The sequence below is a fragment of the Pseudomonas aylmerensis genome (assembly GCF_001702265.1).
Lineage (GTDB): Bacteria > Pseudomonadota > Gammaproteobacteria > Pseudomonadales > Pseudomonadaceae > Aquipseudomonas > Aquipseudomonas aylmerensis.
Map to the genome: position 1 here is coordinate 24,811 of NZ_MAUE01000027.1, position 12,596 is coordinate 37,406.

The window sequence follows — 12,596 nt, forward strand, 5'->3', positions numbered from 1 at the left end:
TCAGATCACATAGAAACCGTGGGTGCCGTCGCGGCCCAGTTGCTCGACCAGGCCGAATTCCCAGTCCAGGTAAGCCTGCATGGCTTCCTTGGGGTTGTCGGTGCCTTCGTATGGACGGCGATAGCGGTCGATGCGCGGCGAGGCCAGGTGGGTCTCGCCTTCCTCCAGCGGCAGTTGCGCGTTGATCCAGCCGGCGGTGCCGTCCTGCAGCAGGAACACCTGCTTGCCGGTGATGGCCTCGACCTCGGCCACCGCCAGGCGCGCCAGTTGGCTGCTGCCGCAGGTGAGTACATAGCGCTGGGCGGCCGGCACCTTGGCCAGGGCTTCGGGCAACTGCGCGCGCAGGGCCCACCAGGCACCGGGGATATGGCGCTTCACGTAGTTGGCGCTGGCAGTGAAGTCCAGCACCACGGTATCGCCGTGGGCCTGCCATTCGGCGAGGGTCTGCGGGCTGATCAATTCGGCCTGGGGCGGCGCGGGCACCGGCGCGACCCAGGCGCCTTTTTCGCTGAAGTGCGCCGCTTGCAGGTCATCCAGCACGTGCACTTCCCAGCCCAGTTGCGCGAGCCAGGAGGCGGACATGTTGGCACGCACGCCGTCGTCATCCGCCAGCACCAGGCGCGCACCGCGCACACTGGCGACGTGGTCGGTTTCCTGCACCAACTGGCCGCCGGGGGTGGAGCGGGCGCCCGGCAGGTGGCCGGCTTCGAATTCTTCCGGGGTGCGCACATCGAACAGGTAGGTGGTGCGCGCGGTTTGCTGCTGCCAGGCGTGCAGATCGGCGAGGGTGGCCCGGCCAACGCGGGCCTTGTCGGCGACGCGGCGCGCATCGACGGCGGCGACCTGGCGGTGTTCTTCCGAGGTCGGTGCAAAGCGGCGTGATTGGCCGTGGGCGAGTTTCTGCCCGGCCAATGTCCAGCCGATGGTGCCGTTGCGCAGTGCGGAGACGGGGTTGGCCACGCCGGCGTTGATCAGCGACTGCGTGCCGATAATGCTGCGGGTCCGCCCGGCGCAGTTGACGATGATGCGGGTGGCCGGGTCGGGCGCCAGTTCACGGGCGCGCAGTACCAGTTCGGCACCGGGCACGCTGATGCCGGTGGGGATGCTCATGGTCTGGTATTCGTCGAAGCGGCGGGCGTCGAGCACCACCACATCGGCCTGGTTATCGAGCAGCGCCTGCACTTCTTCAGCGGCTAGCGAGGGTGTGTGGCGCTCGCTTTCGACCAGCTCGCCGAATGCCTTGCTGGGCACGTTGACGTCGATAAACAGCTCGCCACCGGCCTGGCGCCAACCTTCCAGCCCGCCTTCAAGCAGGCTCACCTGGGTGTAGCCCAGCGCAACCAGGCGCTCGGCGGCGCGGGCGGCCAGGCCTTCACCGTTGTCGTAGACGGTGACCTGGGTGTCACGGCGCGGGATGCGCGAATACACCTCCAGCTCCAGCTTGGACAGCGGGATGTTCGCGGCGAACAGCGGGTGGGACTCGGCAAATGGCGCTTCTTCGCGCACGTCTACCAGGGCGACTTCTTCACGGTCCAACAGGGCCTGGCGAATCCGGGCGAAGCTACGGGTCGATACGGTACTCATAGGGCAGGGCTCTTTTCTTTGGACAAATCCCAGATATTCGGGAGGAAGGCGTTGGAATAACCGGAGATAAACAGTTTCTCGCTGCCGTCGGGCTGGTACACCGCGCGGCGCACGGCACCGATATTGGCGCCGTACACATGAATGCTGATGGACACCTGGTCGCTGTGGGCATTGCTGACCTGATGGATATCGCCGACCTTGGGCGACACCGCCTCGACCTGGCCCGGCACCAGCTGGATCGGCTTGCCTTCGGCGACCAGGCGACCGTCAGGCGCGCGCTCGAAGCCTTGGGAAAATTCCGCGCCGCGCAACATGCCGATCAGGCCCCACACTCGGTGGTCATGGATCGGCGTGCTTTGCCCCGGCCCCCAGACAAAACTGACGATACTGAAGCGCTGGCGCGAATCGGCATGCAGCAAAAATTGCTGGTAGCGCTCGGGGTCGGGTTGGGCAAATTCATCGGGGAGCCAGTCATCATGGCTGACCAGTTGCGCGAGCAGTTTGCCGCCACGGTGCAACAGGTCGCCTTCGCGTGGATTGCCGTCGATCAATTCCGCCAGGGCGCCTATGAAGGCTCTGAGTCTCTCGGGGTGTCGGGCCTGGGTCATGACAATTCCATCGGTGGGTGTTGATGGGTTTATCTAAGCATAATGTTTATAGTTAATATGCTATTTTTTAATGATTAGCTTATAGCTGCAGGTAATTTAGAACCGGTCTGAATAGCGTTAGACGTTATCGATTGCAGCGCGGGCTATCCAGACAGCGTTCCTGCAACTATGCTTCGCACACATCTTAATGACTGTTCTCTATGTGCGGCCCAAATGAAAATTGACGATATCGATGCCTTTGTCGAAGTGATTCGTTGCCAGTCCATCAGCCATGCCGCCGAGTCGTTGCAACTGACCCAGCCGGCCATAACTCGCCGTGTGCAGAACTTCGAGCAGGCACTGGGTGTGGAGTTGTTCGACCGCAACACCAAGCCCCTCAAGCCTACGCTGATCGGCACCCGCGTCTATGAGCAATGCCGGCTGATCCTGCGCGAGATGGATGCCCTGCGCGAGCTGGTCGCCACCGACGCACCGCCCACCGGCCTGCTGCGCCTGGGCGTGCCGCAGACCATCGGCGACGTGGTGCTGCTCGACGCACTCAAGCACCTGCGCACCGAATACCCCGACCTGCGCGCCCAGGTCGCCACCGGCTGGGGCAGCCAGCTGGTGGGCAAGATCGAGCGCGGTGAGCTGGACGCCGCGGCGGCGCTGTTCCCGGCCGGCAAGATTTTCCCGGACAACGTAGTGGGCGAGTCGATCGGCAAGATGGAATTGGTGGTGGTGTGTGCCAAGGCACAACTGCCGAAGAAACCCTGCAAGCTGGCGGACGTGTACCAGAGCGGCTGGATCCTCAACCCGGACGGTTGCGGCTTCCGCGCGGGGTTGCAGCGCACTTTGTCGGACCAGGGCCTGGCCTTGCGGGTCAACCTGGAAACCTTCGGCACCGAGCTGCAACTGGGCCTGGTGGCGGACGGCCTCGGCCTGGGCCTGGTGCCACGGCCCCTGCTGGAGCGCAGCGCGCACCGCGAGCAACTGGCGGTGATGCCGCTCAAGGACTTCAAGCCGGTGATGGACCTGTGGCTGATCTACCCGCACTTCCTCGGCAACCTGCAGGGGCCGGTGGATGCGTTCGGCAAGCTGGTGGCAAATTCCCTGCACAAGATCCGCAACGCCGCCTGACCCGCCCGGTGCAGGAGCCCGGCTGGCCGGCGATGAGACCCTCGAGACCAGGGCATTGCTCAAGGACGCCATCGCCGGCAAGCCGGGCTCCGGCAGGGGGAGATGGTGTTGGTTGGGTTATAAAAAAATATGATAATTAGCTTAGATTAAAATGTGCTTTTTATTATTTTTTTGCATCCCCTAGGCTTGCCTGGAAGTCCTTAAGGCCATCCAGGAAGTTTTGCCATGAGCAGCGTCACCTCGATCTCCAGCGTTTCCAACAATGTTCGCCAGCGCGTCACTCCGGAAGAATGGGAAGTGCGCGTCAAACTGGCCGCCGCTTATCGCCTGGCGGCCCTGTACAAGTGGACCGACCACATCTACACGCACTTCTCCGCCCGCGTACCGGGACCGGAGGAGCATTTCCTGATCAACGCCTTCGGCCTGTTGTTCGATGAAATCAGCGCCTCCAACCTGGTCAAGGTCGACCTCGACGGCACCATCGTCGACGACCCTACCGGCCTGGGCATCAACTACGCCGGCTACGTGATCCACAGCGCCATCCACGGCGCACGCCACGACTTGCAAGCAGTGCTGCACACGCATACACGCGACGGCATCGCAGTGTCGGCGCAGAAAGACGGCCTGCTGCCGATCTCCCAGCATTCCATCGGTTTCTCCGGGCGCGTGGCTTACCACGGCTACGAAGGCGTGGCGCTGGACCTCGACGAGCGCGAGCGCCTGGTCGCCGACCTGGGTGACAAGAGTGTGATGATCCTGCGCAACCACGGCCTGTTGACCGCCGGGATCAGCGTCGAACACGCCTTCCAGCAACTGCAGGGGCTGGAGCGTGCGTGCAATATCCAGATCGCGGCGCAGGCGGCGGGCAACGCAGAGTTGATCTTCCCGCCGGCCGAGGTGGTGGCCAAGGTCGAGAAGCAGGCTGAGGCATTCAAGGCGGGGGATGGACCGGGGGTGGCGCGGCATTGGAATGCGCTGATCCGGCAGTTGGAACGCACCGATACCGACTACAAGAACTGATCTGCATATAAGCGCCAGCCCCCCGGCAGGGGCTGGCTTGCCTGCGCCTGCAGGGCGTGTGTTTATGCCACTTGTTGTGCTTGCTCGCGCTCGGCGATCAGCTGGCGGGTGAGCGGGATCAACCGCTTGCCGTAATCGATCGCATCGTTGAGCGGATCGAACCCACGGATCAGGAAGGTGGTGATCCCCAAGTCGTAGTAATCCACCAGCGCCTCGGCGACTTGCTCGGCGGTCCCGACCAGTGAGGTCGAATTTCCCTGGGCCCCGAGCAAGCCCGCAATCCCGGTCCACAGACGCTTGTCCAGGCGCGAGCCTTGTGCCGCCGCTGCCAGCAAGCGGCGCGAGCCCTCGTTCGGTGGTTCGCGGCGCACAAAGCCATTCTTCTCGGCCAGCGCGGTAGCCTGCTGCAGGATGGTCTCGGCACGTGCCCATGCCAGTTCCTCGGTCTCGGCCAGGATCGGCCGCAACGACAGGCTGAAGCGGATGGTGCGCCCGTGCTTGGCCGCCTCGGCGCGTACCTGGGTCACGATCTCGCGCACTTGCTCATAGGTTTCGCCCCACAGCGCGTACACGTCGGCATGCTTGCCCGCCACTTCAATCGCGGCCTGGGAGGAACCGCCGAAGTACAGCGGGATATGCGGCTGTTGCGGCGACTTCACCGTGGAATACGCGCCTTCGACCTGGTAGTAGGTGCCCGTGAAGTCGAACGGTTGCTCGCTGGTCCATTCCTGGCGCACCACGCTCAAGTATTCGTCAGTGCGCGCGTAGCGTTCGTCCTTGCCGATATGGCTGCCATCGGCGCGCAGTTCGCGGTCGTCGCCGCCGGTGATGATATGCACGGCGGTGCGCCCGCCGTTGAATACGTCGAGGGTGGTGAACTGGCGGGCGGCCAGGGTCGGCTGGGCAAAGCCTGGGCGATGCGCGATCAGAAATTGCAGCTTCTTGGTCACGCTGGCGGCATGCGAGGCGATCAGCGTGCTGTCCGGGCTATTGGAATGGAAGGCCACCAGGGCGCGGTCGAAGCCGGCCTCTTCGTGGGCGCGGGCCACGGTTTCCACGTAGTCCGGTTGCAGGGTCGGGCCGCTGCGCGGGTGGATCTCGGAAGCGTGGTGGCCGCCGATGTAGCCGATGAATTCAATGCTCATGGTCTGTCCTTGTCGAGTTCGCGGGTTGCACCTCCGCCGGGCAGGGGGTCGGTTATTCGCGTCCAAAGTAGGGGCAGGGAAGGGGCCTGTAAAATGCCGATTGGTTCTAACCTAATTATTAAAAAACAGAATCATAAATTATTTGATGTATCAGTAATTTGCATGTTGATTGCATTAGGTTATTCCCAGAAAGACTTTCACCAGGTTTTTTTATGCGCTTAGCATGGACCCGCAACGGCGCTCCCGGCCGTGACGTTTTGAACAGGAAGGCCAATGACCGAGACGATTTCCCTCAATAAAGCCGAGGGTCAGCTGAAAGCGACCCGTGGCTGGCGCACGCCCGACGCGGTGCTGCGGCTGGTCAGCCCGATCGTGCTGTTGCTGCTCTGGGAGCTGGCCTCGCAGCTGGGCTGGATCCCCACGCGCGTGATCGCCGCGCCTTCGCAGATCGGCGGCACGCTGTGGGCGATGATCGTCTCCGGCGAACTCGGCAAGCACCTGCTGGTGTCGCTGCAACGCGCGTTGTTCGGCTTGAGTATCGGCGTCAGCATCGGCGTGGTGGCGGCCTTGATCACCGGCTTGTCCAAGCGCGGCGAGGTGATCCTCGATTCGCCCATGCAGATGCTGCGCACCATTCCTTCGCTGGCCCTGGTGCCGCTGTTCATCCTGTGGTTCGGCATTGGTGAGTTCACCAAGATCGCGCTGATCGTCACCGGCACCACTTTCCCGGTGTACCTCAACCTGTTCGCCGGCATCCGCAACATCGACCCCAAGTTGATCGAGGCTGCCAACACTCTGGGCCTGAACCGTCGCGAGCTGATCTGGCATGTGATCTTGCCCGGCTCGTTGCCCTCGTTTTTTGTCGGCTTGCGCTATGCCCTGGGCATCTCGTGGCTGGCACTGGTGTTTGTCGAGCAGATCAACACCACCGCCGGCATCGGCTTCCTCGCCAGTGATGCCCGCGATTTCATGCGCACCGATGTCATCGTGATCTGCCTGCTGATCTACAGCGTGCTCGGCCTGTTGATCGACGGCCTGATCCGCACCCTCGAACGTTTCGCCCTGGCCTGGCGCCCATCCTTTGTGAGGAACTGATATGTCGACGATTGAAGCTGCGGTGCAGTTGCGCAATGTGGTGCGCCAATTCGGCCAGCAACGGGTCATCGATGGGCTTGACCTGGACATCGCCCCCGGCGAATTCGTCGCCTTGCTCGGCGCCAGCGGCTCGGGCAAGACCACCTTGCTGCGCAGCCTGGCCGGGCTCGACAGTATCGACAGCGGCCAATTGCGGGTGCCCAAGGCGCGGGCGGCGGTGTTCCAGGAGCCGCGCCTGATGCCTTGGAAGCGCGCCTGGAAAAACGTGATCCTCGGCCTGCGCATTCCCGAAGCCAAGGCGCGGGCGGTGCAAGCCTTGACGGAAGTCGGCCTGGCCCATCGCCTTGAGGCCTACCCGGCGACCCTCTCCGGCGGCGAAGCCCAGCGCGTGGCCCTGGCCCGTGGACTGGTGCGCGAACCCAAGCTGTTGCTGCTGGACGAACCCTTCGCCGCCCTCGACGCACTGACCCGAATCAAGATGCACCGCCTGATCATCGAACTGTGGCGCAAGCACACACCGGCGGTGCTGCTGGTGACCCACGATGTGGACGAAGCAATCCTGCTGGCCGACCGGGTGATCGTGCTGGCCGACGGCAAGATCGCCGAGCAACTGCGCATCGATCTGCCGCGTTCGCGGGACACCGGCCAGGACGGTTTCCAGGCGATCCGGGCGCGCTTGCTGAACCTGCTCGGCGTGGAAGTCGATGCACCGGCGGCGCGTCCGCCGGCGATCAACCTGCGGCGCGTGGCGCATGGGTAAAGGCTGACCGAGCCTAACGTTGTAATTTCGCCTGGCCTGAGGTCTGATGGGCGCCGAAACGGGCACGTCAACGGTTGGGCAATGATGCGAGCAGAACTAGCGCAGTTTGGCGGGATTACCGTGATGATTCCGGCTGCCCTCATCATTGCTGTGTGGCTGCGGTATTCCAGCCCGTGGGCACTGCGAGGCTGGATCGTGACGGTGGGTGTCACGTATTCGATCGTGGCGTTCAGCAAGTTGCTGTTCAAAGGCTGGGGCTTGTCCTTTCAACACGTGGACATTGCCGTACTCAGTGGCCACGCCATGAACACCTGCCTGATGCTGACCGTGGGCTCAAGCCTGCTGGCACGTCAGTTCAGCGCGGCCCTGCGCTGGCCGGCGGCGCTGGTGGGCCTGCTGCTGGGGATCTGGTTCAGTGCCTACTGCGTCGCCCCCTTTATCCATCCGCTCAATGAAGCCCTGGCCGGTGCGGTGCTGGGTGGCGTCGCGGCGATTGCCTTTCTGTGGCGGATTGAACCCACCGAGGTCAAGGTGTCCCCGGCGTTCATCGGTGCCGGCCTGGCGGTGCTGCTGGTCTGCGCCCTGATGCCCAAATACAACGCCGAACTGTTGCTCAACCGCGTCGCGGTGACGCTGTCAGGGGCCGAGCGTGCTTATCAGGAGCCTGCCTGGCGCCTGGACGCAGCGCCCAGGCAGGCTGAGTAGGCCGCCAGGTCCAGCGCCAGGTTGCTGTCCACCATCAACGCCAGCAATTGCGTCTGTGCCTGAAAGCGTCGTGCATCACGTCGACGGCGCGCGCCCTTCATTTGCCCGAACAACGCCTGGGTGATCTGCTGCGGGGAGCTGCCGTGCAGCTGGTCCAGCCAGTGCCCGATGGCCTGGGTGTTGCGCTGGTACTGTTCTGGCGAGGCCGGCTCCGCAAACCCTTCGAACATTCCCGTGAGCTTTCGCAGCGCATACCCGCGTTTCACATCCCCCCACAGGCTCATGGCCGTTCCTCGGTGCCGGAGATATTCGCCAGCAATTCGGCGGTTTTTACCTGCATGAACTGGCTGTCACCGCGACTTTCCACGCACAGGCACACCGACAACGCGTCGCTGACCTGCAATTTGAAGCGCCAGTCGGCGAACACCATCGACAGCCCGGCGCCGGTTTCGTCGGTGTCCAGGGAGTTGCTGGCATAGAGCACCTGCATGCGCGCGACAACGCTGGTCGAATTATTCACATCAATATGGATGTTTCCCGAAGAGGGGAATAAGCCAATACGTTCTACCAATAACTTTGACGTGTTCATGGCCGCTCCTCGCCGTTCTGTTCAGGTGGCACTTTATTATGATGTTGCGAGGAAGTAAGTGAATGTTAGATTTTGTCGGATGATTAATGCTTGTTATTTTTCGTCTGCCTCAAGAGATGGTCGAATAATAAAGCCTGTGTTCATAATTGCCTGGCTGCTGTGTTGAGGTTGTGTTGCTGTTTTATTCAGGGCGCAGGCACTTACCTTTAACTATTCATCTTCTGCGGCGCGTGAGAGGTTGCCTTGTTCAATAGGATTTTGATCGTGTGTGTCGGCAATATCTGTCGCAGTCCCACGGCGGAAAAACTGCTCCGCACGGCGCTGGCGTCTTCCGCTATTGAAGTGAGTTCGGCGGGGCTGGCGGCATTGTCCGATCACCCGCTGGAACCCACGGCTTCACAGGTTTTGCAAGAACATGGGCATGGCCCGTGCCTGCACAAGGCGCGCCAGCTGACCAGCGATGCGGTGAGTGATGCGGACTTGATCCTGGTCATGGAGCAACGGCACATCGACGGGGTGCTGAGCCTTGCGCCCGAAGCGCGGGGCAAGGTGTTCCTGCTGGGCAAGTGGCAGCAGAACCGTGAGATCAAAGACCCTTATCGCCAGGGCAAACCGGCATTTGTGCATGCCTATGCGTTGATCGAACAAGCCGCCCAGGCTTGGGCGCAGCGGTTAGTCGGCTGAACACGGTCACTGCAATAAAACGCTATTGATCACCGTTAAAAAGAGTAGCGCCTAGTTAAATAAGCCTGGGTTGTTTTATCCGGCACTAGTGAGCGTTTGTGTATTGAGTGAAGTCGTTAAACGTGCAGGGAGCCGGGCGTCTTGCACCCTGTGCCATGCCTTGACTATTTGCAGGAAAAAAGAACTGACTTATGCAATCAGCACCCACTGTAACGTCACATAACACTGAAGAAACTGATCTGGATTTTATGATGCTGGTGGGGACACTGCTGGATCATAAATGGCTGATTGGTGTCATCAGTGCCGCCTTCATGGCCCTTGGCGTGGCCTATGCCGTGTTGTCGACACCTGTCTACCAAGCCACGGCACTGGTGCAGGTCGAGCCGAAAAAGAGCGACATGTTGGGGTTTTCGGATGTCGGCAGTCTGTTGGGCAAGGAGTCGCCCACCGTGACCGAAATCGAGCTGATCCGTTCGCGAATCACCATCGGTACCGCCGTCGATAACCTGAACCTGGACCTTGAGGTCAAGCCCCGGCGCTTTCCGTTGGTGGGGGATTTTATCGCCCGGCGTTTCAAACCTGCCGAGCCGCGTGCCGTGGCCAGCCCCTGGTTCGGCCTGGACCGCTTCGGCTGGGGCGGTGAGCTGTTGACGTTTTCGCGGTTGCAGCTGCCCGCTGAACTGCTTGGCCAGGAGCTGACCTTGACGGCCGGCGAGGGCGCGAGTTTTACCCTGACGGACCCGGATGACCAGGTGTTGCTGGCAGGCCAGGTCGGGCGCTTCTATGAGAGCAATGGCATCAGGCTGCAGGTCGATGCGCTTCAGGCCAACCCGGGGACGCAGTTCAGCGTGGTCCGTTCGCCGCGCCTGACCACTATCCTGCGCTATCAGAAACTGCTGGATGTGGCGGAGCGGGGCAAGGAGTCAGGCATCATCGGCCTGGCGCTGGAAAGCACGCGCCCGGCGGCCGCGATCCAGGTGCTCAATGAAGTGGCGCGGATCTACGTGCGACAGAACATTGATCGCACTTCGGCCGAAGCAGCCCAGAGCCTGGCGTTCCTCAAGGATCAGTTGCCGCAGGTGCGCAAGGACGTCGAGCAGGCGGAAACCGCGCTGAACCAGTTTCAGATCCGCAATAAAACCATCGACATCAGCCTGGAAGCCAAGGCGATTCTGGACCAGATCGTCGCGCTGGACGCGAGCATCTCCGAACTCAAGATGCAGCAGGCGGAAATAGAACGAAAGTTCACCCCCCAGCACCCGGTGTATCGAGCGTTGCTGACCCAATTGGCCGAGCTGACCGCACGTCAGGATGAGTTGGCCAAGAAGGTCGAGAGCCTGCCCACCACGCAGCAGGAGCTGCTGAGCCTGACCCGCGACCTCAAGGTCAGCACCGAGATCTACACCCAACTGCTGAACAAGTATCAGGAGCTGGATGTGATGCGCGCCGGCACCGTGGGCAATGTGCGCCTGATCGACAGCGCCGATGTCGACTTGCGCAATCCCGTCCGGCCGCAGAAAGCGCTGATTGTGGTGATCGCCACGTTGCTGGGTGCCTTCGTCGCGATTGCCCTGGTGCTGTTTCGCAAGGCGCTCAACCGCGGAGTCACCAACCCCAACGATCTGGAAAAGCTCGGCCTGCCGGTGTACGCGGCCATCCCGTTCAGCGCGATCCAGAAGGATTTCGACCAGACGCTCCTGCGCACCCGCAAGGCCGATGCGCCGCAGCTGCTTGCCGTCAGCAACCCGACCGACCTTGCCATCGAGGGGTTGCGCAGCCTACGCACCAGCCTGCATTTCGCCATGCTGGAAGCCGGCAACAATCGCCTGATGATTTCCGGGCCCAGCCCACAGGTGGGCAAGACGTTCGTCTCGGCGAACCTGGCGGCCGTGGTCGCGCATTCGGGGCAGCGCGTGCTGCTGGTCGATGTGGACATGCGCAAGGGCTACTTGCACAAGGTCTTTGGCGTGACGGCGGAGCATGGTTTGTCTGACGTCTTGGCCAGGCGCTGTGAGCTGAGCACGGCCATCCACCCCACGGCGGTGGAAAACCTCCACCTCATCAGCCGTGGGCAGATACCGCCGAACCCTTCGGAACTGTTGATGCACGCCAATTTCACCGCGTTCCTTGAACAGGTCAGTGGTCTGTATGACCTGGTGATCCTGGACACGCCGCCGTTTCTGGCGGTGACCGACGCAACCATCGTCGGTCGCCAGTCCGGCACCAACCTGATCGTGGCCCGTTTCGAACTCAACTCGGTGCGCGAGGTGGAGTTGACGATGCGCCGCTACCAGCAAAACGGCATCGAGCTCAAAGGCGCGATTTTCAACGGTATCGAGAAGCGCTCATCGGCCAAATACGGCTACGGCGCCTACAGCTACTACCACTACGAATACAAGTCAGACAGCGTTTGAGCCTGGGCCACCGGCACTTGAAGCCCTGCGCGCAGCACCTTTACCACTGGCCGTACGTTCAACGAGAAACGCTATGAAAGTAACAGTATTTGGCATCGGTTATGTGGGCCTGGTCCAGGGGGCGGTACTCGCTGAAGTCGGTCACGACGTGCTGTGTGTCGATATCGACGCCCAGCGGGTCGAGCGCCTGAACCAGGGCCACATCCCGATCTATGAGCCTGGCCTGGAGACCCTGGTCAGGGAAAACCACGCGGCGGGCCGCTTGAATTTCACCACCGATGCCGTCGCCGGGGTCAAGCATGGTGAAGTGCAATTTATCGCGGTGGGCACGCCGCCGGATGAAGACGGCTCCGCCGACTTGAAATACGTGCTGACGGTGGCCGAGACCATCGGCCAGCACATGCAGGCCCCGTTGACCATCATCGACAAGTCCACCGTGCCGGTGGGCACCGCCGACAAGGTCAGCGCGCGCGTGGCCGCCATGCTGGCCTTGCGTGACCGTACCGACTTGACCTTCGACGTGGTCTCCAACCCCGAGTTTCTCAAGGAAGGTTGCGCGGTGGCCGACTGCATACGTCCGGACCGTATTGTCATCGGCACCGCCAGCCGGCATGCCGAAGCAGTGATGCGCGAACTGTATGCGCCGTTCAACCGCAACCACGAAAAGATCATTGTGATGGATGTGCGCAGCGCCGAACTCACCAAGTACGCCGCCAATTGCCTGCTCGCCACCAAGATCAGTTTCATGAACGAAATGGCCAACCTGGCGGAAAGGCTGGGGGCCGATATCGAGATGGTGCGCCAGGGCATCGGATCCGATCCGCGCATCGGCTACCACTTTCTGTATGCCGGCGTCGGGTATGGCGGGTCGTG

12 protein-coding genes and 1 pseudogene are annotated in these 12,596 nt (G+C 62.1%); 8 read left to right on the forward strand and 5 right to left on the reverse strand.

Translation table 11 applies throughout. The features are described 5' to 3' along the window. Together BBG20_RS19550 and BBG20_RS19555 are read right to left on the reverse strand one after the other, a co-directional pair. Positions 1-1,584 (reverse strand): rhodanese-related sulfurtransferase, encoded by a 1,584-nt coding sequence (locus BBG20_RS19550; RefSeq protein WP_065906161.1) that lies wholly within the window; start codon positions 1,582-1,584, stop codon positions 1-3. Further along, entirely contained in the window at positions 1,581-2,192 is a 612-nt protein-coding gene (locus BBG20_RS19555) for a cysteine dioxygenase family protein (RefSeq protein ID WP_065906162.1), read from the reverse strand. Before BBG20_RS19555 ends, BBG20_RS19550 begins: the two co-directional genes overlap by 4 nt. Positions 2,193-2,405: 213 nt before the next feature. On the opposite strand from BBG20_RS19555, the gene BBG20_RS19560 reads away from it, so the two are divergent. After that, positions 2,406-3,311, forward strand: coding sequence for a LysR family transcriptional regulator (locus BBG20_RS19560; protein ID WP_065906163.1), 906 nt, complete (start codon positions 2,406-2,408; stop codon positions 3,309-3,311). A 225-nt stretch (positions 3,312-3,536) separates the two neighbouring features. Next, positions 3,537-4,331 (forward strand): class II aldolase/adducin family protein, encoded by a 795-nt coding sequence (locus BBG20_RS19565; RefSeq protein WP_065906167.1) that lies wholly within the window; start codon positions 3,537-3,539, stop codon positions 4,329-4,331. Between the two features lie 62 nt (positions 4,332-4,393). Here the strand turns inward: BBG20_RS19565 and BBG20_RS19570 are convergent, their stop codons facing one another. Then, positions 4,394-5,476, reverse strand: a complete 1,083-nt coding sequence (locus BBG20_RS19570) for an LLM class flavin-dependent oxidoreductase (protein ID WP_065906169.1) — start codon at positions 5,474-5,476, stop codon at positions 4,394-4,396. Between the two features lie 330 nt (positions 5,477-5,806). Here BBG20_RS19570 and BBG20_RS19575 point away from each other — a divergent pair. The 3 genes and pseudogenes from BBG20_RS19575 to BBG20_RS19585 form a co-directional block, all read left to right on the forward strand. Beyond that, positions 5,807-6,571, forward strand: a pseudogene (locus BBG20_RS19575) (ABC transporter permease); the annotation flags it as partial. A gap of 1 nt (position 6,572) precedes the next feature. Continuing rightward, on the forward strand, positions 6,573-7,331 hold the full coding sequence (locus BBG20_RS19580) for an ABC transporter ATP-binding protein (RefSeq protein WP_065906173.1): 759 nt from the start codon (positions 6,573-6,575) through the stop codon (positions 7,329-7,331). A gap of 84 nt (positions 7,332-7,415) precedes the next feature. After that, positions 7,416-8,036, forward strand: coding sequence for a hypothetical protein (locus BBG20_RS19585; protein ID WP_450091345.1), 621 nt, complete (start codon positions 7,416-7,418; stop codon positions 8,034-8,036). Here the strand turns inward: BBG20_RS19585 and BBG20_RS19590 are convergent. After that, on the reverse strand, positions 7,988-8,320 hold the full coding sequence (locus tag BBG20_RS19590) for a hypothetical protein (RefSeq protein ID WP_065906175.1): 333 nt from the start codon (positions 8,318-8,320) through the stop codon (positions 7,988-7,990). The genes BBG20_RS19585 and BBG20_RS19590 overlap by 49 nt on opposite strands. Further along, positions 8,317-8,625: a phosphomannomutase gene (locus BBG20_RS19595; RefSeq protein ID WP_226939989.1), complete on the reverse strand. Its 309-nt coding sequence runs from the start codon at positions 8,623-8,625 to the stop codon at positions 8,317-8,319. The genes BBG20_RS19590 and BBG20_RS19595 overlap by 4 nt, the downstream gene beginning before the upstream one ends. A 243-nt stretch (positions 8,626-8,868) precedes the next feature. Here BBG20_RS19595 and BBG20_RS19600 point away from each other — a divergent pair, with 243 nt between their 5' ends. The 3 genes from BBG20_RS19600 to BBG20_RS19610 form a co-directional block, all read left to right on the forward strand. After that, positions 8,869-9,309: a low molecular weight protein-tyrosine-phosphatase gene (locus tag BBG20_RS19600; protein WP_065906177.1), complete on the forward strand. Its 441-nt coding sequence runs from the start codon at positions 8,869-8,871 to the stop codon at positions 9,307-9,309. A 191-nt stretch (positions 9,310-9,500) separates the two neighbouring features. Then, positions 9,501-11,723 carry a polysaccharide biosynthesis tyrosine autokinase gene (locus BBG20_RS19605; RefSeq protein ID WP_065906179.1) on the forward strand — a complete coding sequence of 741 codons (2,223 nt, stop codon included), beginning with the start codon at positions 9,501-9,503 and terminating at the stop codon, positions 11,721-11,723. A gap of 73 nt (positions 11,724-11,796) precedes the next feature. Continuing rightward, on the forward strand, positions 11,797-12,596 hold an 800-nt coding region (locus tag BBG20_RS19610), incomplete at its 3' end, for a UDP-glucose dehydrogenase family protein (RefSeq protein ID WP_141697304.1).

Bases quoted from the DNA above. Each gene is read 5' to 3' on its own strand.
- BBG20_RS19550 (WP_065906161.1), bottom strand. From the start codon at position 1,584: ATGAGTACCGTATCGACCCGTAGCTTCGCCCGGATTCGCCAGGCCCTG.
- BBG20_RS19555 (WP_065906162.1), bottom strand. From the start codon at position 2,192: ATGACCCAGGCCCGACACCCCGAGAGACTCAGAGCCTTCATAGGCGCC.
- BBG20_RS19560 (WP_065906163.1), top strand. From the start codon at position 2,406: ATGAAAATTGACGATATCGATGCCTTTGTCGAAGTGATTCGTTGCCAG.
- BBG20_RS19565 (WP_065906167.1), top strand. From the start codon at position 3,537: ATGAGCAGCGTCACCTCGATCTCCAGCGTTTCCAACAATGTTCGCCAG.
- BBG20_RS19570 (WP_065906169.1), bottom strand. From the start codon at position 5,476: ATGAGCATTGAATTCATCGGCTACATCGGCGGCCACCACGCTTCCGAG.
- BBG20_RS19580 (WP_065906173.1), top strand. From the start codon at position 6,573: ATGTCGACGATTGAAGCTGCGGTGCAGTTGCGCAATGTGGTGCGCCAA.
- BBG20_RS19585 (WP_450091345.1), top strand. From the start codon at position 7,416: ATGCGAGCAGAACTAGCGCAGTTTGGCGGGATTACCGTGATGATTCCG.
- BBG20_RS19590 (WP_065906175.1), bottom strand. From the start codon at position 8,320: ATGAGCCTGTGGGGGGATGTGAAACGCGGGTATGCGCTGCGAAAGCTC.
- BBG20_RS19595 (WP_226939989.1), bottom strand. From the start codon at position 8,625: ATGAACACGTCAAAGTTATTGGTAGAACGTATTGGCTTATTCCCCTCT.
- BBG20_RS19605 (WP_065906179.1), top strand. From the start codon at position 9,501: ATGCAATCAGCACCCACTGTAACGTCACATAACACTGAAGAAACTGAT.